General features: G+C 51.0%; 19 protein-coding genes and 1 pseudogene. 7 read left to right on the top strand and 13 right to left on the bottom strand.

The window, feature by feature from the left end:
* The first annotated feature begins 9 nt into the window (after positions 1–9).
* On the top strand, positions 10–774 hold the full coding sequence (locus E2980_RS05540) for a TIM barrel protein (protein WP_135151147.1): 765 nt from the start codon (positions 10–12) through the stop codon (positions 772–774).
* A gap of 59 nt (positions 775–833) precedes the next feature.
* Here the strand turns inward: E2980_RS05540 and E2980_RS05545 are convergent, their stop codons facing one another.
* The 3 genes from E2980_RS05545 to E2980_RS05555 all read right to left on the bottom strand — a co-directional run bounded on the left by E2980_RS05545 (position 834) and on the right by E2980_RS05555 (position 5,068).
* A complete protein-coding gene (locus tag E2980_RS05545; protein WP_135151148.1) occupies positions 834–1,430 on the bottom strand; it encodes a nitroreductase family protein in 597 nt (198 codons plus the stop codon).
* 159 nt (positions 1,431–1,589) lie between these two features.
* Complete coding sequence (locus E2980_RS05550; protein WP_167746991.1) at positions 1,590–1,907, bottom strand: hypothetical protein; 318 nt, start codon at positions 1,905–1,907, stop codon at positions 1,590–1,592.
* A gap of 269 nt (positions 1,908–2,176) precedes the next feature.
* Complete coding sequence (locus E2980_RS05555; protein ID WP_135151150.1) at positions 2,177–5,068, bottom strand: family 78 glycoside hydrolase catalytic domain; 2,892 nt, start codon at positions 5,066–5,068, stop codon at positions 2,177–2,179.
* A 136-nt stretch (positions 5,069–5,204) separates the two neighbouring features.
* On the opposite strand from E2980_RS05555, the gene E2980_RS05560 reads away from it, so the two are divergent.
* Entirely contained in the window at positions 5,205–6,137 is a 933-nt protein-coding gene (locus tag E2980_RS05560) for a helix-turn-helix transcriptional regulator (protein WP_135151151.1), read from the top strand.
* Here the strand turns inward: E2980_RS05560 and E2980_RS05565 are convergent.
* The 4 genes from E2980_RS05565 to E2980_RS05580 all read right to left on the bottom strand — a co-directional run bounded on the left by E2980_RS05565 (position 6,082) and on the right by E2980_RS05580 (position 9,539).
* Positions 6,082–6,336 carry a DUF6171 family protein gene (locus tag E2980_RS05565; RefSeq protein ID WP_135151152.1) on the bottom strand — a complete coding sequence of 85 codons (255 nt, stop codon included), beginning with the start codon at positions 6,334–6,336 and terminating at the stop codon, positions 6,082–6,084. The two genes, E2980_RS05560 and E2980_RS05565, sit on opposite strands and share 56 nt — an antisense overlap.
* A gap of 29 nt (positions 6,337–6,365) precedes the next feature.
* On the bottom strand, positions 6,366–7,844 hold the full coding sequence (locus tag E2980_RS05570) for an alpha-N-arabinofuranosidase (RefSeq protein ID WP_135151153.1): 1,479 nt from the start codon (positions 7,842–7,844) through the stop codon (positions 6,366–6,368).
* Between the two features lie 183 nt (positions 7,845–8,027).
* Entirely contained in the window at positions 8,028–8,549 is a 522-nt protein-coding gene (locus tag E2980_RS05575) for an NUDIX domain-containing protein (protein ID WP_420808609.1), read from the bottom strand.
* A gap of 177 nt (positions 8,550–8,726) precedes the next feature.
* Positions 8,727–9,539, bottom strand: a complete 813-nt coding sequence (locus E2980_RS05580) for a phytanoyl-CoA dioxygenase family protein (protein WP_135151154.1) — start codon at positions 9,537–9,539, stop codon at positions 8,727–8,729.
* A 134-nt stretch (positions 9,540–9,673) separates the two neighbouring features.
* On the opposite strand from E2980_RS05580, the gene E2980_RS05585 reads away from it, so the two are divergent.
* Complete coding sequence (locus E2980_RS05585) at positions 9,674–10,471, top strand: helix-turn-helix domain-containing protein (RefSeq protein WP_135151155.1); 798 nt, start codon at positions 9,674–9,676, stop codon at positions 10,469–10,471.
* Between the two features lie 36 nt (positions 10,472–10,507).
* On the opposite strand, the gene E2980_RS05590 is transcribed toward E2980_RS05585, so the two are convergent.
* From E2980_RS05590 to E2980_RS05600, 3 genes are all read right to left on the bottom strand, one after another.
* Positions 10,508–10,900, bottom strand: a complete 393-nt coding sequence (locus E2980_RS05590) for a VOC family protein (protein WP_420808610.1) — start codon at positions 10,898–10,900, stop codon at positions 10,508–10,510.
* Between the two features lie 659 nt (positions 10,901–11,559).
* Positions 11,560–12,600, bottom strand: a complete 1,041-nt coding sequence (locus tag E2980_RS05595) for a Gfo/Idh/MocA family protein (protein WP_135151157.1) — start codon at positions 12,598–12,600, stop codon at positions 11,560–11,562.
* Positions 12,600–13,331: a ThuA domain-containing protein gene (locus tag E2980_RS05600; protein WP_135151158.1), complete on the bottom strand. Its 732-nt coding sequence runs from the start codon at positions 13,329–13,331 to the stop codon at positions 12,600–12,602. Before E2980_RS05600 ends, E2980_RS05595 begins: the two co-directional genes overlap by 1 nt.
* A gap of 181 nt (positions 13,332–13,512) precedes the next feature.
* Here E2980_RS05600 and E2980_RS05605 point away from each other — a divergent pair, with 181 nt between their 5' ends.
* The 4 genes from E2980_RS05605 (at position 13,513) to E2980_RS05620 (ending at position 16,918) form a co-directional block, all read left to right on the top strand.
* Positions 13,513–14,442, top strand: a complete 930-nt coding sequence (locus E2980_RS05605; RefSeq protein ID WP_167746992.1) for an AraC family transcriptional regulator — start codon at positions 13,513–13,515, stop codon at positions 14,440–14,442.
* Positions 14,443–14,513: 71 nt separating this feature from the next.
* The gene (locus E2980_RS05610) at positions 14,514–15,473 is read left to right on the top strand and encodes an ATP-binding protein (RefSeq protein ID WP_135151160.1); all 960 of its coding nucleotides are present in this window, start codon (positions 14,514–14,516) and stop codon (positions 15,471–15,473) included.
* Positions 15,470–16,345, top strand: a complete 876-nt coding sequence (locus E2980_RS05615) for a tetratricopeptide repeat protein (protein ID WP_135151161.1) — start codon at positions 15,470–15,472, stop codon at positions 16,343–16,345. The genes E2980_RS05610 and E2980_RS05615 overlap by 4 nt, the downstream gene beginning before the upstream one ends.
* Before the next feature lie 216 nt (positions 16,346–16,561).
* Entirely contained in the window at positions 16,562–16,918 is a 357-nt protein-coding gene (locus E2980_RS05620; protein WP_135151162.1) for an ArsR/SmtB family transcription factor, read from the top strand.
* Positions 16,919–17,166: 248 nt separating this feature from the next.
* On the opposite strand, the gene E2980_RS05625 is transcribed toward E2980_RS05620, so the two are convergent.
* The 3 genes and pseudogenes from E2980_RS05625 to E2980_RS24570 all read right to left on the bottom strand — a co-directional run bounded on the left by E2980_RS05625 (position 17,167) and on the right by E2980_RS24570 (position 22,978).
* A complete protein-coding gene (locus E2980_RS05625) occupies positions 17,167–17,682 on the bottom strand; it encodes an SRPBCC family protein (RefSeq protein ID WP_338080628.1) in 516 nt (171 codons plus the stop codon).
* Positions 17,683–17,715: 33 nt separating this feature from the next.
* A pseudogene (locus tag E2980_RS05630) lies at positions 17,716–18,033 on the bottom strand (ArsR/SmtB family transcription factor); the annotation flags it as partial.
* Positions 18,034–18,376: 343 nt separating this feature from the next.
* A complete protein-coding gene (locus E2980_RS24570) occupies positions 18,377–22,978 on the bottom strand; it encodes a X2-like carbohydrate binding domain-containing protein (protein WP_135151163.1) in 4,602 nt (1,533 codons plus the stop codon).
* Between the last annotated feature and the right edge of the window lie 244 nt (positions 22,979–23,222).

Consider the following 23,222-nt stretch of genomic DNA (forward strand, 5'->3'; position numbering starts at 1 on the left):
CTTGCGATTATGAACTATTCTTTATGTATCGGAGCCTATCAGGGCAAAGATGAAATCTATCACCTGGAGAAAATCAAAGAGCACGGCTTTCACGGGTTGGAATACTACGCTTGGTGGGATTTGAACGATCTGAACAGGGTAGCTAAGGAACAAGAACGCATCGGCGTCGGCATCAGCGCGACTTGTACCAAATTCATCAGCTTGGTCGACGAGTCCTATCGAGAAGCTTACCTGGAGGGCATTCGCCAAACGATCGAAGCGTGTAAAATTCTGAACGTCCGCTCCGTCATCTCGCAGACTGGCAACGTCATGGATGGAGTGCCTCGCGATACGCAAAGACAGACGATGGTAGAGACGCTTAAGCGCTGCGCTCCTCTATTCGAGGAAGCTGGCATCGTGCTTGAAGTCGAGCCGCTGAACGGACTCGTCGACCACAAGGGGCATTTCCTTCAGCGTTCGGATGAATCTGTGGACGTCATCGACCAGGTCGGAAGCCCGAACGTCAAACTTGTCTTCGACGTCTACCATCAGCAAATCACGGAAGGCAACGTCATCCGCAACGCGACCGGTTACATAGACCGGATCAACCATTATCATATCGCGGACAACCCAGGCCGCAAGCAACCGGGAACGGGCGAATTAAATTACGTCAACATTTTACGCGCGATTAAGGGGACTGGCTTTGACGGATTTATCGGTCTGGAATGCGGCTATACGATCGATACAGATATGGCCATTCGACAATTTAAGGACGAAATATTATCGCTGGTATAATGAAAAAAAACCATAAGTTGACGATTCTCGTCGCCTTATGGTTTTTTTGATTCATTAACTTAGAAAAATTTAACGCGGGTTTCAAGCGGGCTGAATTCTTTTTCTCCCGGTTGGAACGTCGGTTTGCCGAATGGCATTTGCGCGATCATTTTCCATTCTTTCGGAAGATTCCAAGTTGTTGCGACTTCTTCGTCGATCAATGGGTTATAATGCTGCAACGATGCACCCAAACCTTCAAGCTCTAATGCAGTCCATACGACGAATTGCAACATGCCTGAAGAATGGCCGGACCAAAGCGGGAAATTGTCGGCATACGCAGAATATTGTTCTTGAAGGCTTTTTACAACCGTTTGGTCTTCGAAGAACAGTACTGTACCCGAACCGCTGCCGAAACTATTGATTCTTTCTTCCGTTGAGGCAAAGCTATCTGCAGGAACGATCTTTCTCAATGTTTCTTTCGTGATATTCCACAATTTGTCGGATTGGTCTCCGAACAATACAACGACTCGTGCGCTTTGCGAATTAAAAGCAGACGGAGTATATTTAACTGCTTCGTTTACGATCTCTTGAATCCGATCTTTCGAAATAACGGTTTCCTTGCTCAAACCGTAATAAGTACGTCTTTTTTTCACTGCATTCAAAAATTCTTTGCTCAAGTTATTCCCTCCGGTTGTTGAAATTTCCAATGTTACTCACAATTAGTTAGTAACTTTAATAGTATGCAATAATCGGCTTTTTTTGTCAAATCGTTCTTCGTGTTCCTATACGCTAAAAATAGAATCCCCTACTCCCCCTGGGAGATATACTTCTTATCTTTAAGAAACAGGCGCCAAGAGATAGAAGCCGGGGGCTAGGACGGCGATCCCAATCGAATACGACACGAGCAGCGATCGGAAAACAGCGTCGTTGGTGACCGCCTGCCCGATAGTCAGATGAGGAAACAGGATATAGGGCAAATGCGCCATCCCGTAACCGATGCTCCCCAGGAAATATTGTCCGATGACGAACGTGACCGCCAATCGCGGTATTCCCGGTGCGTCCTGTTTGCGCTTGATCCATAGCGATCCATAGCCGATGGCGAACGAAACGATCGAAGCCAGGAACCATGGCAGCTGGTCGCCGATGCGAACCACGATCCATTTGGCTTCAGGCGCCAAGGGCAGCGTGCAATGAAGGCACTTTTTTGGCCTTGGTTGAGGGTGGGCTACATAGCAGCGTGCAATGAAGGCACTTTATTGTCCTTGGTTGAGGGTGAACTGAGGAGCAACGTGCGATGAAGGCACTTTTTTGGCCTTGATGCGGAAAGAGTCAAACAGGTAACGTGCGAGGAAGAGGAAGAAGATTCCATGACCATTGCGGTGGTACAGGATGTCCCTGTACCACCGCTACCTACACCATTAAACTAAACCCGCTCCAGCTTCGTTTCCTTAATATACCCTGAATAACCTTCCGGAAGCTTAATGCTCACCGCCACGTCCGATGGATACGACACGCTGATGGTCATCGTCCGGCGGCTCTCATCCGCCGTCCAGGACACGTCGATCCGCCCGCCGGACGGATGCGGCACGCTTCCGCGCGCCCACTCGAGTCCGCACGGAACAGGCGCGATCTCAATATGGCTCCAGCCCGGCACAAGGCTGCGCACGCCGAGCGCTTCCCGTCCGAGGAAATAAGCGGGAGCGGACGACCAGGCATGGCAATGGCTGCGCGTAAGCATATCCGGATTGGCGCGATTTTCGCGGAAATTCGGGTACTGCTCCCAGCAAGTCGTGGCCCCGTGGACGATCATGTTGCCGTAGTTCTTTCGTATATCGTCCAGGATCAATCCTACGCCGCCGACTTTCGCCAACGCCTCGTAATAGAAGAACGACATAAACGGACTGCCGATCTGGACGAAATGCTCCGGCGGATTAAACAGGTACCCGTCGATCACCGTTTTCCGATCTCCTTGCGCCACCCCTGTTAGAGAGGCTACGACCTGAGTCTGCATGCTGATCACCGTTGAACGGCGGCCATCCGCATGAATGCAATCGATGTACACCTGCTTCTCTTCGTCCCAAAGGTGCTCGTTAATCGCGGAGGTTAGCCGACTCGATGCCGCATCGAATTTTGCAGCGCCTTCCGCATCTCCTGCAAGCTCGCCCATCCGCGCCGCGACGCGAAGCGTTTGCGCGAGAAAGACGTTCTGATGCGTTACGATTCCTTCATTCGGCTGATCGATCGGCGACCAATCGAGCAGGTTCCAACCTTTTACGTTAAACAGACCGCTGTCGTCGATTTTCAGCAAATAGTGGTCCATGGTGAACCGGATGTGTTCGTACATCTCCGTCGCGAATGCCTCATCCGCCGTTTGCTCGTAATATTCGGAGCAGGCGATTGCCCAGAAGAAGGTCCAATTGGGAATGACGCTGCTCCAACCGCTCGGCACTTGGTCCGCATACAGCGGCGTTTGATGCTTAGATCCCGGAACCAGCCTTAGGCAACGTTTCAGAATGTCCTGAACGCCGTACAAGTAGTTGCTCACCAACGCTTCGTTGCGGCTATCTCCTACCCAGAACGTCTGCTCGTAAGCAGGACAATCGACGAAAGTGTCCTCCATGCAGAGCTTCGTCGTATGCTTGCTGATTTCCCATATATCGTTAAGCAGAGGGTCCGAGCATTCGAATCTCCCGACTTCGGCAACCGGGTAGTTGCTCTGGGAGAAGGACACGCCGTATATTCGCAAGGGAGCCGAAGCGTTACGTACCGTTAACGCCAGATATCGGAATCCCCGGCGGATCGGGGTCACATAGGATTGTCGGCCGGAACGACTTACATACCTGAGCGTATGGTCGAGGCCGAACGTATCCTGACGGTACCGGCCCGACATATACTCGAATCCGTACCAGTCGAGGATGGTTCCTTCGGCCGCTTCAATCTCGAACGTCAAATATCCCGAATACTCTTTGCCGAAATCAAGCAAAACCTCCGAATCGAATCCTTCGTACACGGGAACGACTCCAGCTTCTGCATTCGGAATGACCGCATTCTGAAGCTGCGCGGGAACCGCGAGATTAACGCTGTCTTTCTTCCAAACGCTTAGACTGAAGACATCCGCTTCCGACACGTATTTGAGCGCTATCGGGCGCAGCCACTCCCCGTAAGTCTCCAAGTCCCCGGCTTGTTTGACCGATCCAAGCAATTCCGTATAAAACTCGTGATTCCAATCCAACTTCCGATTCGCTTGATGATCCAGATGGACGACGGCATCGAATGGTCCTACCGAACAGAACGCGGACTGTTCCCCGAACCGAGGCAGCGGAGAGACGAACGCGAGCTCTGTCGGGCTTTCCGCGTATACGCCGATTTGCAGCTTGCCCGTATGCATACCGCCGGATGCGTCGATAAGCAGTAAATTGTCTCCCGCCTTAAGCTCGACGTCTAGGTACCGCTCCGGCAGGCTTCCGTAAAGACGATCCATCTCGATGATTTCCCCGTTCACCGAGAATGCCTTCAAGCATTCCCCGCTGGCCAGAAAGCCTAGCGTAGCCTGAGCGGACCGACTCGCTCTTATCGTCGTCGCAATAAATCCGTTGAACTCGACCACGTTAGAATGATCCTCGCTCCCTTCCACCATTACGGACCGAACGTCGATGGCGGTAGATAGCCGGAACGACTTGAATTTCGTTAAAGATTCCACGCGAACAGGGTAGACGGTTTCTTCCGTCAGCATCGGAATATCGCGAGGCTTCAATGTTGTCCACGGCTCCATGCCTGCCGGGCCAAGCACGACGGCATTCGTCCATTCCGAGTCATCGTACTCCGAATCGATCCATGCGGAGTCCCATGCCGAAGCATCCACATACTCCGCAAAAGCGTGCTGGCAGGACATGCGAGGCGATCTCGGGTGCTGTCCCAAGTGCTTGGATGTGATCCAAGCAGAGTCCGTCTTCACGGCAACGGTACCCTCGCCGTATTCCAGTTGGGCCAACAAGCCGCCGCGTCCCCGGATATAGTAGAAGGTCGAAACGCCGAAATGCATAACCAGCGCCGCTATCGTGTTTTTCTCGCCGGCCTTGAGCAAATGTCCGACCTCGTAAGTATCGTAGGATTGCTCGAACGGCCACGAACGTACGGGTCCCCGGCCTAACTGAGTACCGTTTACGTATAACACGTACCGCGAGTCGGCCGTTATTTTCAAAGATGCCGATTCCGCTCCAGTCAGCGGAACGTCGAAGGTTCTGCGGAAACATCTCCATTCATTGCGCGGACTCGCTTCTCCGTCTCCCCATATCCATGCAGCCTTCCAATCCATAATCAACACATCCTCGGTTTTAATGTCGTTTCCCTAATTGTAAAAAAATAAAGCGATTTCGTTATGGGTTTATTGCGACATTTTATAGGTATATAATGACCATAGACGTGCAACGGGAAAGGGGCGGCAAGAGATCATGCGCAAACAAAATCTATGGATCGAAAAGGGAGAGCAATTTTTCGCGAACGGGCTTTCCTTATACGTCAATCGCGTCAGCGAGCGTTTCGAATTGCCTGAGCACGCGCATGACTTCATCGAGATCTGCTACGTATGGGCAGGCAGCGGATTTCATTACATCGAAGACCAAACGATTCGCGTCACGCAGGGAGATTTGTTTTTCCTCCCCGTCGGCGTCTCGCATATTTTCCGTCCGTCTTCCCCTAACCCCAAAGAACCGCTTATCATCGGAAATTGTATTTTCGACGAAACGATTTTTCGATTCCTAACCTTGATCCTTCCCCTCGAATACGGCCTATATCGCTTCCGCGAAATTAGCTCCGAGTCGGATCGTTGGCTGCAAATGCGCGAGAGATCGGGTGAATTCGGGCATTTGTTCGAGTCTTTGCTTAAGGAATTCGAGAGCAAGCGGACGGGTTACGAGACGATGATGTGCGGTCTTCTCCTGCAATTGCTTATCGGGATGGAACGAGCTATGAACCCGGAAATAGAAACGCAAGGAGATCCCGCGGCAAGACGTATGGACCGAATTTATCCTTACGTAAGGGAGCATCTGCATGAGAAGCTATCGTTAACCGACGTTGCACAGCATGTCGGCGTCGGGGAGAGGCAGCTTCAACGCATTCTAGCGGAACACGCCGGACTCTCATTCACCGCCCTCTTGAACAAGGAAAGGATCGACCGCAGCTGCCAACTGCTGGCCGATCCTTCGTCAAGCTTCTTTACTATCGCGGACATTGCCGCGAAGGTCGGAATTTACGATCTCAAAAGGTTTTACAAACAGTTCAAGCTGGCTACCGGCCAAACTCCCGCCCGTTACCGCCAAGAACATGAGGTCACCAACGACTTCCGCCGGGAGATGGGCAATTCGCCTTCTCCAGCTTCGCTTTGATGTCCATGAGGCATCCGCACCAACGGCAGGTCGTTCCGAATTGAAAAGCATCGCACTTCCGGCATTCGGACATCCTGCGCTCGTATTCCGCCTCGGTTGCCAGCTTAACGTTCTTCACCCGAATGGTCTCGCCGAATACTTTCGCGATTTCCTCGGGCGTCATATGCACGCTCTCTGTGCACCCTTTGCATTCGGCCATTTTCGACTCCTCCGCCAACGATGCCATCCTTAGCGTACCGCAAGCACGACGACGGATTTTGCCGGCAGCTTAACGATCAACTCGTTCCTTTCCAGACGGAAATCGGTGAATGCGCTTGGAGCTACGGCGTCAGGCTCATCGAACGTATTGTGGGCGTTCATTTCTTCCGAAGTTAGCGCGGTTGCTTGAACGCTCTCTGCTTGGCGTCCGCGGATATCGATGCGAACTTCCGCGCCGTCGGCGTGATGCAGGTTGCAAAGCGAGATGTGCATCACGTTATTCTCGTTGACGGAAACCGATGCACTAATCTGGTCCAGCTTATCCCCTTCCGATTCGTATGCGGGCGAGATCAATGTGCTATCCACAAGCAATGCGTCTTGATGAACGTTATACATCTCCATGACATGATAAGTAGGCGTCAGCAACATACGTCCGCCTTCCGTTAGAATGACCGACTGCAGCACGTTGACGATTTGCGCGATATTCGCCATTTTAACCCGATCGTTATGCTTGTGGAAAATGTTCAGGTTGATCCCCGCGACAAGCGCGTCCCGCAGCGTATTTTGCTGATAAAGGAACCCCGGATTGGTGCCCGGTTCAACGTTGTACCATGTGCCCCACTCATCGACGATAAGAGCCACGCGTTTCTCGGGATCGTACTTGGACATGATGGTCGAATGCTTCTCGATAATCGTGTCCATTTCAATCGTTTGCTGAAGCGTCTTGAACCATAATCTCTCATCGAATTCCGTTGAAGAGCCTTTATCCGCCCATACGGAAGTCGGAAGCGTATAGTGATGCAAGCTTAAGCCATCCATATACTTGCCAGCCATGCTCATAACCGTATCCGTCCAGCCGTATTCATAGGAGCCAGCTCCGCAAGCGATCTTGAAAATCTTGCTCCCGCCGAAATTGCGCACGTATGCGGCATAATGACGATACAAGTCCGAGTAATATTCCGGACGCATGTCGCCGCCGCAGCCCCAGCTTTCGTTGCCGACGCCGAAATATTTGAGTTTCCACGGCTCGTCCCTGCCATTCTCCCTGCGCCAATTCGCCATCGGCGATTCCCCGTCGAACGTCATATACTCGACCCACTCCGCCATCTCCCGAACCGTACCGCTACCCACATTCCCCGATATATAAGGCTCGGCGCCGATTAATTCGCAGAATCGCAAAAACTCGTGCGTGCCGAAATGATTGTTCTCAACCAAACCGCCCCAGTGGATGTTCACCATTCTCTTGCGGCTTTCCTTCGGACCGATTCCATCCTTCCACAGATAAGCATCGGCGAAACAGCCGCCCGGCCAGCGCAATACCGGAACTTTCAGCTTGCGAAGGGCTTCGATGACGTCCGTTCGCATGCCTTCGATATTCGGAATCGGCGAGTCTTCGCCCACCCAGATTCCCTCGTAGACGCATCGCCCAAGGTGCTCGGCGAAATGCCCGTAAATATTGCGATCGATTTTGCCTTTCGTTACATCCGCGTTAATGATCAACTGTGCCATTTTTAAAACTCCTTTACATATGAATTAATAAAAATATTAATCAATTAACTAAAACACAACATACAAAACAGAATATATCATTTTTAACGCGAAAAAAATAGGGTTTTCTCTCAATTCGTCGTAATGACATTGAGAGAAAACCCTTTTGAACTAAATCTATTTTCCTTAACGGCATCAGTCTCCTTATACTCTGAATAATCCGTAACCGTTTAGCGGAACGACGGGATTCCGGTCGACGGAAAGTCCCTCGGATCGACCGCGGAGGGCGACGTCGACGAGCCACCGGGTAAATGCCGCGACATTCATCGTTTCCATCTCTTGCAAGCTGTAAAATCCGGCAGCGTCTACTTCCATGCCGTCAGGCGTAGGTTCTCCGCTCACATATTCCATGGAAAACGCGACGTATAGGTTATGTATGCTTCTCGGTTGATCCCGCAAAGCTACGATGCCCCGGACCGCAGCCTCGATCCCGCTTTCCTCCAAAACCTCTCTTCTTACGGTTTCTTCGATCGGCTCCAGTTGTTCGATATACCCGCCCGGATTCGTCCAGAACCCTTTGCCGGGTTCCTGCGCCCTTCGAACGAGCAATACTTTGTCTTCCTTCAATACTAGCGCGCCGACGCCGATGCTATAATTGCCCCAATGAACGAATGAGCATTTCGTACAAGCCCTTCTTAACGTGCCATCCACGTCCCTGGTTTCCATCTCTTGGCCGCACGACGAACAAAACATGACTTCCAACACGGTCACCTGCTCTATGATGTTTTCTTTATTTATACTGCTGGCCGAGCATTCTAGCAATAGGGAAGTCAGAAGAACCATCTTAGGCGCTATACCCAAAGATGGTCCCATTTTGAAAAGATAAACCGGTATCCCCATCCGTCAGTGATAAAATGGCGTGCCAGAAAATTCTATTCCGCATGGACCGCCGTTGGGGTTAGCTTCCAAGTCTACCGACGTTCCGTCCTCCCGATACAAAGGACGATATCCGCCGTTGATTTGGGTAGCCGAGGCATTCGCGTAATGGCAGATGAAAGCGCGGCGGAATCGATCCTTCGTCTTGTTCCTGTAAGAGCCGTGGATAAGGTTGCCGTTGAAGAAGAGCACGTCGCCTTTGTCCATGATGACGGGAATCGCTTTCTCATCCTTCGGCGGCTTCACGTAATGGTTCGTGAACGATTCGTTGGAGTCGGCCAAATCGGGACACGCGAGCGCGTAATCCCCCGTCCTCGGAACGACGAGCAAGCCTCCGTTCTCTTCGTTGGCGGCATCGACCGCAGTCCAAGCGGCAATGCAGTTGCCCGGCTCCACCTGCAAGTAAAAGTTGTCTTGATGAAGCGCTTGGCCGCGAGAGCCCGGTGGTTTGTAATAGAACATGCTCTGGGCGGCCAATGCTTCTTCGCCGTACAAATCCGCAAGAACCTCCATCACCGGCTTATGGAGCATGTATTTCATTGCCGTTTCGTTGAAGCGGTGCGGATGCATCACGCGCGGATATCGCTTCAAGGGATCATCCGTTTCTCCGTTCAGGTCAGGCTCGAAGAAGCCGGGTACCCTTGTATGACTTATTTTTTCAAACGTATTTTCGATAGCCCGAAGATCTTCCTCCGAGAACAATCCTTTGACGTGTAAATAACCATCCGTCTTAAAGCTTTCGAGCTGCTCCTCCGTCAATGTCCTTAGTCGAATACTCATCCTAATTCCCCCATGCCTCGTATTCTGCTTCTTGACATCAGAATAACCCTTTCCGTATGTTAGATGAAGTAAGATTGCTGCTATAAAGTGGTGGGATTCTGCTATTCGAATATGGAACGGAGGTTATTTATTCTATGTCCAGCTATTCGAGGGATGATCTCGATATACCAAAAGCCACAATATTCGGAGGACACTACGACGAAGATGAAAGCTACTCGATACCTCGGCCCAAAGGGATGAAGGACTGGCTCATCTTCTATACGTTAAGCGGGGAAGGGTTCATCCGTACGCCCTCCGGAGAGAAGCGTTGCGGTACGGGACAGATCGGGCTGCTGAAATCGGGAGTGCCGCACGAATACGGAACGGTGGCGGGACAACGTTGGAATTTCGTCTGGGCGCATTTCCAGAAACTATCGGAAACCGACTATTTACCCGACGAAGAAGCGCTGATTCACGCCCTGCCCGAAGGACACATGCGTGAGCGTGTCTACCGGGACTTTCAGAACTTGCTCCATGATTCCCGAGACAGATCCGCTTTCTGGCATACATTGTGCGAGAACTCTCTTCGCGACATCATTCTGCTGATCGCGCAACGGTTGGAGAAGAAAATCGACTCGAGAATCGAGCATGCCCTTCAGTTCCTGACCCGGTCGATGAAGAATGAAATCCGCATCGATGACCTAGCTAGATACGCGGGACTGTCCGCTTCGAGATTCTCCCATCTATTCAAACAAGAGATAGGGGAATCGGTAGTCGAGCATCTTAACCGAATGAGGCTCCGGCAAGCAGCCTTGCTCATGGAACACATGGGCAGGACGGCCACCGAAGCCTCGCTCGATGTCGGGTTCAATAACTATAATCATTTCGCCACCCTGTTTCGTAAAACATACGGATTGAGTCCTAGAGGTTTCGTTAAGCACGCCAAGGAATAACGGCTCTAAGCCTCGACCGCTTCCTGCTCTCCATCTCTACGAACCATAAGCCGCATCCAGTTCGATAATGTTCCCGTCCGGATCCTGAATGTAAATCTGCGAGAAGCCCGCGATGCTATCCGGACTTGCTTTATGGGCGATACCCGCTTGCTCCAGAAAGTCGATCGCTTCCCGGTAGCTCTTCACCCACACCGCGAAATGGCCGTCCGAAGTGTCGATCCCGCCCTCACGAAGCGCTTGGCCGCCCGGATGCTCGATCAAGTGAAGCTGCTGTCCGCCTGCTTGAAACCATATTCCGCGGGAGCCAAACGGCGGCCTCTGGATTTCGGTTAACCGCAGCACTCCGCTATAAAATTCCCTGGCCCGCTCCAAATCCCTGACCGCCAGACTGACGTGGTGCACTCTTTCCCATTCCATTCCGTTCATCATCTCCATTCCCCTTCCCGATCGGCTTATGTTACCTATAATAAACGATATTTACAGGTCGAATGAATCGAAAGAATCGTAAAATGAGAAAAAACGGAGTCAACCTGTTCTCTAAGCCGCTGTCAGCGGTCTAAATGAAAGAAATCGGAGTCAATCTATGCTCTAAGCCGCTGTCAGCGGTCTAAATGAGAAAAAACGGAGTCAATCCGTGCTCTAAGCCGCTGTCAGCGGTCTAAATGAGAAAAAACGGAGTCAATCTGTGCTCTAAGCCGCTGTCAGCGGTCTAAATGAGAAAAAACGGAGTCAATCTGTGCTCTAAGCCGCTGTCAGCGGTCTAAATCGCATTACCAGACTCCATTTAGGAGAAATAACGGAACTAAGGTCCGTGGCGCTCTATTTCCTCCCAGGGTGCCTCTTTCGTCGGTTTAAAGCGGATGAGCCGCTCTATTTCCTCCCAGGGTGCCTCTTTCGTCGATTTAAAGCGGCTGAGCCGCTCTATTTCCTCCCAAGGTGCCACTTCCGTCGATTTAAAGCGGCTGAGCCGCTCTATTTCCTCCCAGGGTGCCTCTTCTATCGATTTAAAGAGGCCCCGTCGGGATGAGTTTTCAACCTCCCGATCTTTCCAAAAAACCCGCCGAGGATGTTCTCCGGCGGGCTTTGTATCACGACAACCGGATTTCCCGGCCAAGCTCCGCGGACTCGTAGATCGCGGACAAAATCTTGATCATATCAACGCCATGGTCAGGAGTGATCGTCGGCGTCTCGCGTCCAAGCACGCACTCGATGAAGTGTTGAATGTTCGCCGTGTGCTGCGGGATGGCGGCTGCCGGGAATTGAGGCTGCTGATCGATCAGCACGCCTTCGTTCTCCGTGAAGATCCGCAGCTTATCGTTGACGAGACTGAACCCGCCCTCGGTGCCCCTCCACTCCAGGAACTTCTTCTCTTCTTCGATGTTGGACGCCCAGCTGAATTCAATCTGCAACGAAGCGCCGTTATCGAAGCGGATAAAGCCCGCCGCCAAGTCTTCGACGTCGAACGTCCCGGCGGGAATCTGCCCCGAAACGTCCGGACGATCCGCGAACTTACGGTAAGTCGAACCGGACACCGTGACCGGCTTCGGATTGCCGCTCAACCACATCGCCATGTCGATCATGTGCACGCCAAGGTCGATCAGCGGTCCGCCTCCCGAAAGCTCCTTCGTCGTAAACCAACCGCCGCGTCCCGGAATGCCCCGGCGGCGTATCCATCCGCAGCGTCCCATGTACAGGTCGCCCAGCTGACCTTGCCCGATAATGCGTTTCGCGAACTTCGCTTCTTCGCTGAAGCGGTTGTTGCGCATCGTCATGAGCAGCTTGCCCGAATCGCGCGCGACGTCCGCCATCTTCTGCGCTTCGGCGGGATTGACCGCGTCCGGCTTCTCGCAGAACACGTGCTTCCCTTGCCGCAGCGCCGCGATGGCAATCTCTGAATGATAGAGATTGGGCGTACTGATGCCGACGATATCGATCGAAGGATCGGCGATCAGCTCGCGGTAATCGTCGTATACCTTCGCATCGGGGAAATCCTTCGCCGCCGCTTCCGCGGAAGCGCGGAAAGCGTCGCAGAATGCGACGACTTCCACTTCCTTATGCGATAGCCATCCAGGCAAATGGGCGAATTTGAAAATACCGCCCGTTCCGATAACTCCGACTTTAAGCGTCATTAATTTTTCTCCTTAATCGTCTCTAGAGGTTTCGCGTTTCCGTAGCGCGGGTACTCGCGGTTCACCGGAGCTGCCCACTTCACCGCGTTGGAGATCACTTTCCGTACTTGCGGGTTATAGTAAGTCGGATAAGTCTCGTGACCCGGACGGAAGTAGAAGATCTTGCCCGCGCCGCGAGTATAGCAACAGCCGCTGCGGAAAACTTCGCCGCCCTCGAACCAGCTCACCATGACCAGCTCGTCCGGTTCCGGGATATCGAAGTGCTCGCCGTACATTTCTTCCTGCGGGAGCTCGATGTATTCTCCAATGCCATCGACGATCGGATGACCCGGATTCACGACCCAGATGCGTTCCTTCTCGTCCGCTTCGCGCCACTTCAGATCGCACGAGGTTCCCATAAGCTTCTTGAATATTTTCGAGAAGTGACCGGAGTGAAGCACGATCAGCCCCATGCCTTTCAGTACGCGCTGGTGTACCCGCTCCACGATGTCGTCCCGTACTTCGCCGTGCGCCATATGTCCCCACCAGATGAGAACGTCGGTACCGTCGAGAACCGCTTCGGACAAGCCATGCTCCGGATCATCCAATGTTGCTATTTGAACTTTTCCCGTAATTTCCAGCCCCTCCGCGATTGCCGTATGCATACCTTTCGGATAGACGGAAGCTACCTTCTCGTTCGTTTTCTCATGACGAAATTCGTTCCAAACCGTTACATTGATTGATTGGCTCATGGGTGGACTCTCCTTAAGGTTGATTTCTAACTTCATTCTATTCGATGAATGCGCTTTAATCGATTGCCTATTCTATTCAATTCTTATGGTATTCTGTCATCGACTATATCATACAAAGCGACTATGTTAAAATATCGTTACGCGATCCTGTCGCAGCCACTGATCCTCAAGGAGCATGTCCATGTACCCCGAGATGCGCTACGAGCAAGTCGTCTACCAGAATCCTTTTCTCGCGATGCGGATTTGGCAAATCGATTCCGAAAATCTTGTACCGGAGGACATTCGCCGAAGATTGGAACAGGATTGGAGACAGAAAAAGTATTCCGACTGGCATTACCATGAAGAAGTGGAGTTCCTGCTCATTCTTAAGGGAGAGCTTACGGCTTTCTACCGAGAGGAGCAGCTTGTGCTGCGTAAAGGAGATATCGCGCTATTCGGCTCGTCAGAGCCGCATTTGACGATGCAGACGAAGGATGGCGGCCTCAGCTACATCGTGTTCCAGATCGACTTGCGCAAGTATTGGGATCCGAGCACGCTCAATAACATGCAGCATTTCTCCGAAGTTATCCGTCCGCTTAGCTCGCTTAATTATATTTACAGGGACAACAGGGACGCCCGGGCGCAAACAGCGACCCTCATTCGCGATATTTACCGGGAGATGAACGACGCCCAGATCGGGTACGAGCTCGCCGTCTCTTCCAAGATCAAGAACATTCTGCTGCTTCTGCTGAGGCATGACGAGTTAGCGCAACTCAATTATAACGATAATCGACTGATTGGCAGACTGCAGCCCGCGGTCGATTACGTGGAAAATAACTTGAGCGATAAGCTGTCCGTCTCGGACATTTGCGGGATAGTCAACATGAGCTATACGCACTTCATCAAGACGTTCAAGAAAGCGGTCGGCATGTCCTTTACCGATTTCGTCGTCTACAAACGGATCAAGAAGGCCGAGCAACAGCTGCTTACGAACGATGTGAGCATAGCGGAAGTGGCCGAGTCGGTGGGCATCTCCAACCTCGGCCACTTCTATGACATGTTCCGCCGATACAACGGCTGCTCGCCCAAGCAGTTCAGGGACAAGTTAAGAGAGCCTGTCGGAAAATCATAGATTTGTTAATGATCATTCTTCTGATATTCTGTAAGCAAGACTACTAGTTTAATGAAGAAAAGAGGCAGACTATGTCAGACCGCAATGACCTGGAAGAACGCCGACGCGGCAAGCTGAAGGTTATCCACTTCGACAAGAACGACAAAACGCTCGTGGAATCGGAAAAACCGAAGGAAACATTCGCGGACGTCGGCGGCTTGGAGGAAGTTAAGAAGAAGATTCGCCTGAACTTCATCCTGCCGCTTCAGCAACCGGAAATATTCAAAGCCTATGGCAAAGAAGCCGGTGGCAGCCTACTCCTATATGGCCCGCCGGGGTGCGGGAAGACCTTTCTGGCGCGGGCGGTCGCGGGCGAAATCGATGCCCATTTTCTTCATATCGAACTTCAGGCCATACTATCCATGTACGTCGGGGAGAGCGAGCATAATTTGCACGATTTGTTCGAGAAGGCGAGGGAGAACAAGCCCTGCATCATCTTTATCGACGAGCTGGACGCGCTAGGGGGAAGCCGGCACCAAATGCGGCAACACCACGACCGAATGTTAGTCAACCAACTGCTGCTAGAGCTCGACGGACTGCAAACGTTCAATGATCAGGTATTTATTATAGGCGCCACGAACACGCCGTGGTATTTAGACTCCGCCCTGCGCCGGCCCGGTCGTTTCGACCATCTCCTCTTCGTCCCGCCTCCGGAAGAACCGGAACGGTCAACGATTCTGAACCTGAAGCTGGCCGGCAAGCCGCTCGACAAATTGGATACGGCGAAGCTGGCGAAGGATTCCAAGCATTTCTCGGGTGCCGATCTGGAGCAAGTGGTGAAGGATGCCGTCGAGTTGGCCTTGGAGAGAACGATGGAGGTCGGAAGCATCCAACCCATTCGGCAAGACGACCTGAAGGAAGCCCTGAAACGCCGGAAACCTACGACCTTGGAGTGGTTCGCGACAGCGAAGAACTACGCCACCTTCAGCGATATGAACCAGGATTACCAGCATGTCCTTGATTATATTAAAGCTCACGGATTGAAATCATGACCGTACCATTCGATATCGGTTCGGCTTATCGGAAGGTTTACCAGCTCATGGAGTGGAGCCGATACCGGGAGGCTCTCGAGGAAGCGCAGTCGTTGATCGCGGAAACGCCCGAAGACGCAGATGCATATGCGTTGCTTGGGCAGGTTTACCTCCGAATGGAGAAATATGAAGAAGCGCTGAAGTGGAGCCAAGAAGCTCTAAAGGTTGATCCGGAAAACAAGCTTGGCTGGTTCGTCCGGGTGTTCGCTTACCATGACAACGGGAACCGAAAAGACTTGCCTGGAGCGATCGAGGAAGCGCTGCGCGTCGATCCTTACGAGGCTCAGTACTTCTATTTGAAAGCCAACCTCAGCAGCGAAAAGGGAAAGTTTGAGGAAGCTAGGGAGCATCTGGAGCAGGGACTCGCTTTGCTCCCGGAGAATCCGGTATTCCTTGCATTCGCCGCATACCTTGAAGCTTTATTAAAGAACGACGAAGGCTCTCGTTCGCTGGAGCGGCAAGCACTCCGGCTAAGCGACGAGTCGTCCCGCGTATTTCTTTACTTAGGCTGGGCGGCGGGACAACGCTCCGACTACGAAAGAGAAACGGAGTTTCTCAAGAACGCCATCCGTCTTGATCCGGATAACGAGCAAATTCGCAAGGAGTACTTGGAGAGCCTGCAGAAGAGCTACGCCTTTTATCGTTTTTTCCTGTACCCCATCAAGCTGATTCGCAAGTTAAAACCGTGGCAGCTCTTCCTTTCCTGGTTCGTGCTCTTCCTGCTGTTCCGTCCTATCATTGTGCTGCTGATCATTCTGTACATCGCATCGCACTGGGGAACGAAACTGCTCGTTCACGTCAAAGTGTTCGGGTGGAGGTCTCGGCGAAAATAGCAATAACAATCCCCGGACAATAGCGTCCGGGGATTAATATCGTAACCTGTTTCATCTGCATGAGCTCTTCGACTTTGGCGAACCGAAGTGGATCACGCCATCCACGACGAAATAAGCACTTGCGGCGCGCTTATTTATCCTTTTCCCCGTTCGCCGAGTAGCAAAAGTCCAAATTGGACGGCTGACACTTTATATTCCTTGACAGGAATATTCAAAATGAATTATATTCAGGTCATGAACACTATGACTTTAAGCGCTCTAGCCGAGCCAAATCGCTTACACATTGTCGAACTATTGCGTGACGGTCCCCGCCCAGTAGGAGAGATCGCCGATCGGCTTCGGCTTCATCAGCCGCAAGTGTCCAAACATCTCCGCGTGCTCAGCGATTCCGGGCTCGTCGAGGTGCATCCGATCGCTAACCGGCGGATCTACATGCTACGGCCCCAGCCGCTCCAAGAGCTGGATACCTGGCTGGAGTCCTTTCGCCGGATCTGGGAACAAAGATTCGATCAGCTGGACGATTATCTGCAAGAGCTTCAAGCGAAGGAGGGCCGTTCCGACACGATTGAATAAATGGACACAAAAGACACTAACCTAAAGCGGTTAGTGTCTTTTTTCGACTTATGGTGACTGCGAGGTTCCTTCCCTCCTCATCCCACAAACCGTTGCGGCTTCTTCGCGAAGTCCTACGAAGGCAAGGGAAGGTTGGCGTCGATCATGAACGGCGGCTGATATAGGGCCAACATCTTGATCCCGAGACCGCGGGCCCATTACCCAGCTCGTCATAGGCGATCTTCGTGCCGTCTTTGGAGATGACTTTTTTATTGGAGCTCCTTTAAGTAGCCGGCCAGATTGTTGAGCGCTTCCGCGTAGCCTTCTCTCATGCCCATATCCAAAGTCAGCTTGAGCGCCTCGGGGGATTCGTATTTAATCTGGCTAACTAACCGAGTCTTCCCATCAACATCGAAAATCTTCACCGTCCAGAATTGCTCGGGGATCATATCGTTCGGAACCGCATTCTCGTCCGAGAAGAGGCTCGAATAGGAAACCCGCTCCGGGCGCACGATCTCGCTATACACGCTTCTCACCCATTGTACTTCGCCTTCTAGCGATCGCATGCAATAATGCCAGATTCCGCCCGGCCTAAGATCGATCTTGCACACCGGAATCGTGTAAGGCAACGGCGCCCACCAGCGCGCTACGTGCTCGGCCTCCGTGAACACTTTGAAAACGAGCTCTTGCGGCGCATCGAAGGTTCTTTCCATGACGAGATCCAGTTCCCCTACCGTCGTTACCATTTCGTTGCTTGCTTGATTTGCCATTTCTGATTCCTCCATTTTCGAATCGGGATTTTGTCGTTGCGAAAGGACCGTGCTCTCCTTTTTTTGAAGTTCTTGTAAATAGTAGTCTAAACCGTCGAATCTCTCGGTCGTGACGCCGTTGAAGGACTTTAACCAAACGTCCATCTCTTGGAACGGCTCGGGCCGCAGCGAGTAGATCCTCCGATTCGCGATCGGATGCGCCTCGACGAGTCCCGCGTCCGTGAGAACGCGGAGATGTTTGGAAACTTGCGGCTGCCCAAGCCCCAGTCGATCGGCGATTTCTCCCACCGTAAGGGGGCTATCTCGCAAGAGCTCGACGATGCGAAACCGGTTCGGCTCGGCAAGAGCGCTCCATGTCGAATTCATATCCTGAATATACGCCAATGGGAATATTCTTGTCAAGGAATATTTTAAATTGTTTAATTTCCGGCTAAACTCCGATATTTGGCTAATTGTTTTCAACTACGTGCATGTTTTACAACTAGATTTGAAAATGATCCTGTTCGCTGAGATTAACTGACTATTATACACTTAGATTCGTAAAAGAGGCGAAGTGGCGGGTTAAGTAAGGAAGGCGGGATATCCCCTTTATATTAGTAAACGTCAAACAGCCCCCACCTTGTTACCAAGATGAGGGCTGTTTGACGTTTACGTGAATTGCCTTACCGGTACCCGCTATGGAAACGCGGGACACCCAGATAAAGAAATGTTACTTGTTATAGGTAATCTCGAGAATCGCTCTGTCCACTCTTATCTTCTTGTTACTGTCGTTATTGTACACCAAGAGTTCGGCGCCTCCATTGGCTATACTGTTCGTGATGAAGGAGGTCACATTCCACTGATATTCGCCTTTGGAAGTCAGAATCGGTACAGTGCTGTCGGTTGCATAAGTCACCCCTGAGGCGCCCCGGCTCGCGGTAAAGTTGGAACCGAGCTTGATCGTAATTTTGCCGTTTCCAAAACCGCTCTCTTCGGAATGGTGAAGCTTCCACACCGCATTCGTGATGGTAGCTCCGGGAGGAATGTTGGCAGCAGCCGCCTTTAAGGCCACATAGTATCCTCCCTTTTCCACCTCGAAATAAGTGTCGTCAATCGAAATTACGGTGTACACTTTTGAGTCTTCAACCAATGTCTTACCGTTCTTTTGATCCCAACCATCCGTAATGGCATAATTAACGTTTGCAGGTACAGCGATTTTAAAGCTATCGACCAACATATAAGTTCCGGATTTCTTCACTCCCTTGATTTTATGTGTACCATTGGAGAGCCCTGTAATGCTATATACGGTTTGTTGGGTTAGTCTACTGGCGTTATACGTACTTACCGTTTGTTTAAACACGTCGTCTACGTAAATATCCACATCACCCTGCAAGGGACCCTTGGCCGTAACGAAATCAATTCCGTATCCTGTAAACGTGTACTCAAAGGAATCGCCGTTCGTGCTTGTATAGTGTACGTCATTCTGATAATCCCCGCGGATGGAGAAGGTCAGATTGGCGGCTCCCATCGGTTGTGTTGCAAGAAACCCCTTCTTGATGGTGACCTGGTTGCCTGAGACCGTGTAATCGGTGCCCTGGACCAGCGCAGTTCCGCCATTGGTTATGCCGATTAAGTTGCTTGGGTCGGTTGTCAACGTTGCCGTTATATCGACCTGATTCGTCTTTTCAAAGCTCGCAGTATCCGGGCTGATTACATCCGGCAATACAACTTTCAATCGATCCAACACCATAAATGATCCCGATTTCTTCACAGCCTTGACTTTATGAGTATCATCGGACAATCCGTTTAAGCTGTACACAACTATTTGAGGTTGGTTACTGACTTTGCTAGAGGTGCTGATGGTTTGTTTGAACTGATCGTCCACGTAGATATCCATATCCCCCGTTGCCGGATCCGTTTCCGAGATCAGTTCAATACCGGTTCCCTTAAACGTAAATTCAAAGGAATCGCCGTTCTTCTCGGTCCAATGCACATCATCCGCGTAATCCCCAAATCCTCTGTTTTTACTTGAATACCAAGTACCCTTGTATGAAATCCGGCTATTATCGTCATTGAAGGACTCATAGCGTCCTCTGGATGTGTCGCTTATGACGAGGGCAAGATTCTGCGCCTTTCCCGCGCTGAAAATGAAAGTGAGATTGGTTGTTCCCTTCGGCAGGGCTGCAAGGTATGCCTTCTTGATGATGACATGATTCTCCCATAACGTGTAGTCGGTGCCTTCGACCAATGTGGTTCCACCGTTTTTGATGCTGCTTAAAGTATTTCCGTTAAGCGTCATCATGGTTGAGGCATCAACCAGTACCGTTGCCATTTGATCGACTCTTACCGTAGTCGGGCTGAGAGCGCTGCTCGGCGGCGATGTATCGCTTATTGTGATCATTAACGTCTGCGGATCTCCCGCACTGAAGTTAAAAGTCAGTTTCGTTGTTCCCTTCGGTTGGGCTGCAAGGTATCCCTTCTTGATGGTGACATTGTTGCCTGACACCGTGTAATCGGTACCTGAGACCAAAACGGTTCCACGGTTCGCTATACTGCTTAAGGTATTCCCATTAAGCGTTATCGTGGTTGAGACATCTGCCTGTGCCGTTTCTTTCTTATCAAAGCTGCTTGCAGCGGGGCTGATGGTGCTGTTCGATGCCGCTGAATCTTTTACCGTCATGACGAGATTCTGTGTCTCTCCGCCGGTGAAGTTAAAGGTCAGGTAGATTTTACCATTCGGCTGGGCTGCAAGGTATCCCTTCTTGATGGTGACCGTGTTGCCTGACACCGTGTAATCGGTGCCTACCCCCAACGCTGCCGCACCGTTTGTAATGCTGCTTACTCCGGTAATGGTCGTTGTGAATGCGACATCTGTCTGAAGCGCCTTATCAAAAATGGCCGTTATGGGGCTAATCAAATCGGGCAGACTCACCCTAACTTTATCCAATAACATGAACACTCCCGATGTTTTTACGCCCTTAATGGTATGAGACCCGTTTGCCAGTCCCGTAATGTTGTACACGATTTTTTGGGTGCTTCTGTCGAGGTCCAATGTGCCAACGGTTTTTTTGAGCAGACCGTCCACATAGAAATCGATATTGCCCTGGGCGGTATCCAATTCCGTAACGACTTCGACTCCCGTTCCATTAAACGTATGTTCAAAGGAATTGCCGTTTGCCTCGGTGAAATGCACGTCATCCATGAAATCCCCGAATCCCCTGTTAAAGCTGTGGGGCCAAGTGCCCGTATACGTAATCGACGAATGCGTATCGTTTAGAGATTTAGAACCTCCCATGGACGAGTCCCTTACGATTAGGGCAATGGTTCGTGCAGTGCCCGCGCTAAAGGTGAACGTTAAATCTGATGTCCCCAGCGGCTTGGTTACAAGGTATTCCTTCTTGATCGTAACCTCGTTGTCCCACACCGTATAATGGGTACCTTGCACCAATGCGGTTCCATCGTGTGCTATGCTGCTCAACTGATTTCCGTTAAGTGCGATCGTCAGCCTTACATCATCCTGTTCCGTTTCGTTCTTATCGAAGCTTGCCGCAACCGGGGTGACGGTACTGTTATTTATCGTCACCGTCGTGTCCTTTACCAGGATCGAATAGTACTGCGGTTTCCCCGAACTGAAGTTAAAAATCAGTTGGGTTATACCATTTGGTCGGGTACTTAGGTATTCCTTTTTGAAGGTGACAAGGTTGCCTGACACCGTGTAATTAATACCAGACACCAATGTTGTTGCTCCATTTTTAATGTTGACCAGAGAATTTCCATTTAGTGTCATCGTAGTGTTGAGATCAAGCTGGCTAGCCTTATTAAAGCTTCCCGTCGTCGGGCTAATCGTACTGTTCGGTTTGCTTGCATCGTTTATTTGAACGACAAGATTCTGCGGTTCTCCCCTGAATTCCTTGCCTCCGTTTCGCACCCAAGCGCCCGTGTATTTCGTCCCGGGTTCGTCGTCATTGGCGGTAACGGGTCCGCCTTGGGCCACAACTTTGAACAATCGCGAAGCGTGCGAAGGCAGATTTACCGAGCTGTATCCGGTGGCGAAAGTTCCAAGATCCGTATGACTCCAAAGATCCCGGACGGTAGCGGAGCCGTTTAAGCCGATATCGTTCCAATTGACGTTAACCGTTGCAGATGAACTTCCGAGGTTAAACAACGCGACGGTGTAACTCCCATCGCCGTTATTCACATACCAAGCCTGCTGATCGGACTCCGTGGACACAGGATGCGCAGGGCGGCCAGCCTGATGGACAGCGATCACTTCATCGTTGGTCAACAAACCGATACCAAAGCTGTCCAGGTTGGTCATGTCGTTGCCAATATACAAGGGGGCCGACGACATCGCCCATAACGTCATCGCTGTACGACGTTCGTCCTGCGTGATGCCGTCCATTGCGCCATTGCCTACATTCAGGGAATCGAAATCGTTCCATCCTCCAGGGCCCGCATGCCGCCACCATTGCGCGGCTCTCGGGAAAAGCCGTGCAATGTTGTTCCATGTGGTTAAAGCACCCGTACAATAACATTCGACATCCCAATCCACACGCCAGCCGTTCGCGTATTGTTTCCAGTAGTCGATATAGTTAATATCCAATGCCCATGATAATTCAAGCCAGATGTTGTGCGGAGCCAGCGCCTGAGACCAGGCCTTGACGTCATCCCGAGCATCAAGAGATAGGTCGCTTATGCCGGAGCCGGGCGTTACGCTGTCGAATTTCAGAAAATCGACGCCCCATTGTCCAAGCAGGTCTGCAATAGAATTGATATAACTCTGAGCGCAAGGGTTTGAGAAATCAATTCTATAAGTAAAATCCCAATAATCCCCTTTCGTTAACGGCTGGTAAGCAATGTCCCGCGCCGTACATGTGGTACCGTATATCGGTAAATCGGCATCGTAAATGTTTTTTCCCAAACCCGGGATCATATAGAGACCAAATTTTTGTCCGTTATTGTGTACATGATCTATGACAGCCTGAAGTCCGTTAGGATATAAGGTAGTGCTCGGAATAGGTCTACCATATCCGTCCGTGCCGCCGTTCCAACCTGCATCTACATTGATATATTTATATCCATAGGGTTGAAGGGTCGTCTTCATTGCGTTGGATTGTGCGATAAGATTGGCTGCGTTTATAATCTGGCTGTTGCCGGTAAAAACTTGCATACTAAAACTACTCCACCCCATATACGGTTTTGCGCCCAGTCCGTTATCGGCTGCTTTCACGACATTCGTTTCATTCAGAATCGGAATTACGTGTCCAAACTGTGCGGTAAAGAAAATAAAAACCAAGAGCAATAACCGAGTTTTTTTCAACAATACATTCACATTAATTCATCTCCTTTATTATTTTAATGAAAGCGCTTACATAAAAATTGTAGCAGTTTTTTTATTTACATGGTAGGTACAATTAAGTTCTACTTGGTACAATTTTCCTCATTTTCAGGCAGTCAATTCTCTGCAATGCGGAGATTTCTTCATCTGAAGGTCGCATATAAGAAAACATGTAAAAAGAGACCATTTTTATGGTCTCTTTTTACATGTTCTTTTCAGTAAGTGCGCCAAAATAAGT

The organism is Cohnella luojiensis (genome assembly GCF_004564235.1).
Lineage (GTDB): Bacteria > Bacillota > Bacilli > Paenibacillales > Paenibacillaceae > Cohnella > Cohnella luojiensis.

Excerpts from the sequence above, each read along its gene's own strand:
- E2980_RS05540 (WP_135151147.1), top strand. The coding sequence starts at position 10 with ATGAACTATTCTTTATGTATCGGAGCCTATCAGGGCAAAGATGAAATC.
- E2980_RS05555 (WP_135151150.1), bottom strand. The coding sequence starts at position 5,068 with ATGGATTGGAAGGCTGCATGGATATGGGGAGACGGAGAAGCGAGTCCG.
- E2980_RS05560 (WP_135151151.1), top strand. The coding sequence starts at position 5,205 with ATGCGCAAACAAAATCTATGGATCGAAAAGGGAGAGCAATTTTTCGCG.
- E2980_RS05565 (WP_135151152.1), bottom strand. The coding sequence starts at position 6,336 with ATGGCCGAATGCAAAGGGTGCACAGAGAGCGTGCATATGACGCCCGAG.
- E2980_RS05570 (WP_135151153.1), bottom strand. The coding sequence starts at position 7,844 with ATGGCACAGTTGATCATTAACGCGGATGTAACGAAAGGCAAAATCGAT.
- E2980_RS05575 (WP_420808609.1), bottom strand. The coding sequence starts at position 8,549 with ATGGAAACCAGGGACGTGGATGGCACGTTAAGAAGGGCTTGTACGAAA.
- E2980_RS05580 (WP_135151154.1), bottom strand. The coding sequence starts at position 9,539 with ATGAGTATTCGACTAAGGACATTGACGGAGGAGCAGCTCGAAAGCTTT.
- E2980_RS05585 (WP_135151155.1), top strand. The coding sequence starts at position 9,674 with ATGTCCAGCTATTCGAGGGATGATCTCGATATACCAAAAGCCACAATA.
- E2980_RS05590 (WP_420808610.1), bottom strand. The coding sequence starts at position 10,900 with ATGATGAACGGAATGGAATGGGAAAGAGTGCACCACGTCAGTCTGGCG.
- E2980_RS05595 (WP_135151157.1), bottom strand. The coding sequence starts at position 12,600 with ATGACGCTTAAAGTCGGAGTTATCGGAACGGGCGGTATTTTCAAATTC.
- E2980_RS05600 (WP_135151158.1), bottom strand. The coding sequence starts at position 13,331 with ATGAGCCAATCAATCAATGTAACGGTTTGGAACGAATTTCGTCATGAG.
- E2980_RS05605 (WP_167746992.1), top strand. The coding sequence starts at position 13,513 with ATGTACCCCGAGATGCGCTACGAGCAAGTCGTCTACCAGAATCCTTTT.
- E2980_RS05610 (WP_135151160.1), top strand. The coding sequence starts at position 14,514 with ATGTCAGACCGCAATGACCTGGAAGAACGCCGACGCGGCAAGCTGAAG.
- E2980_RS05615 (WP_135151161.1), top strand. The coding sequence starts at position 15,470 with ATGACCGTACCATTCGATATCGGTTCGGCTTATCGGAAGGTTTACCAG.
- E2980_RS05620 (WP_135151162.1), top strand. The coding sequence starts at position 16,562 with ATGAATTATATTCAGGTCATGAACACTATGACTTTAAGCGCTCTAGCC.
- E2980_RS05625 (WP_338080628.1), bottom strand. The coding sequence starts at position 17,682 with ATGGAGGAATCAGAAATGGCAAATCAAGCAAGCAACGAAATGGTAACG.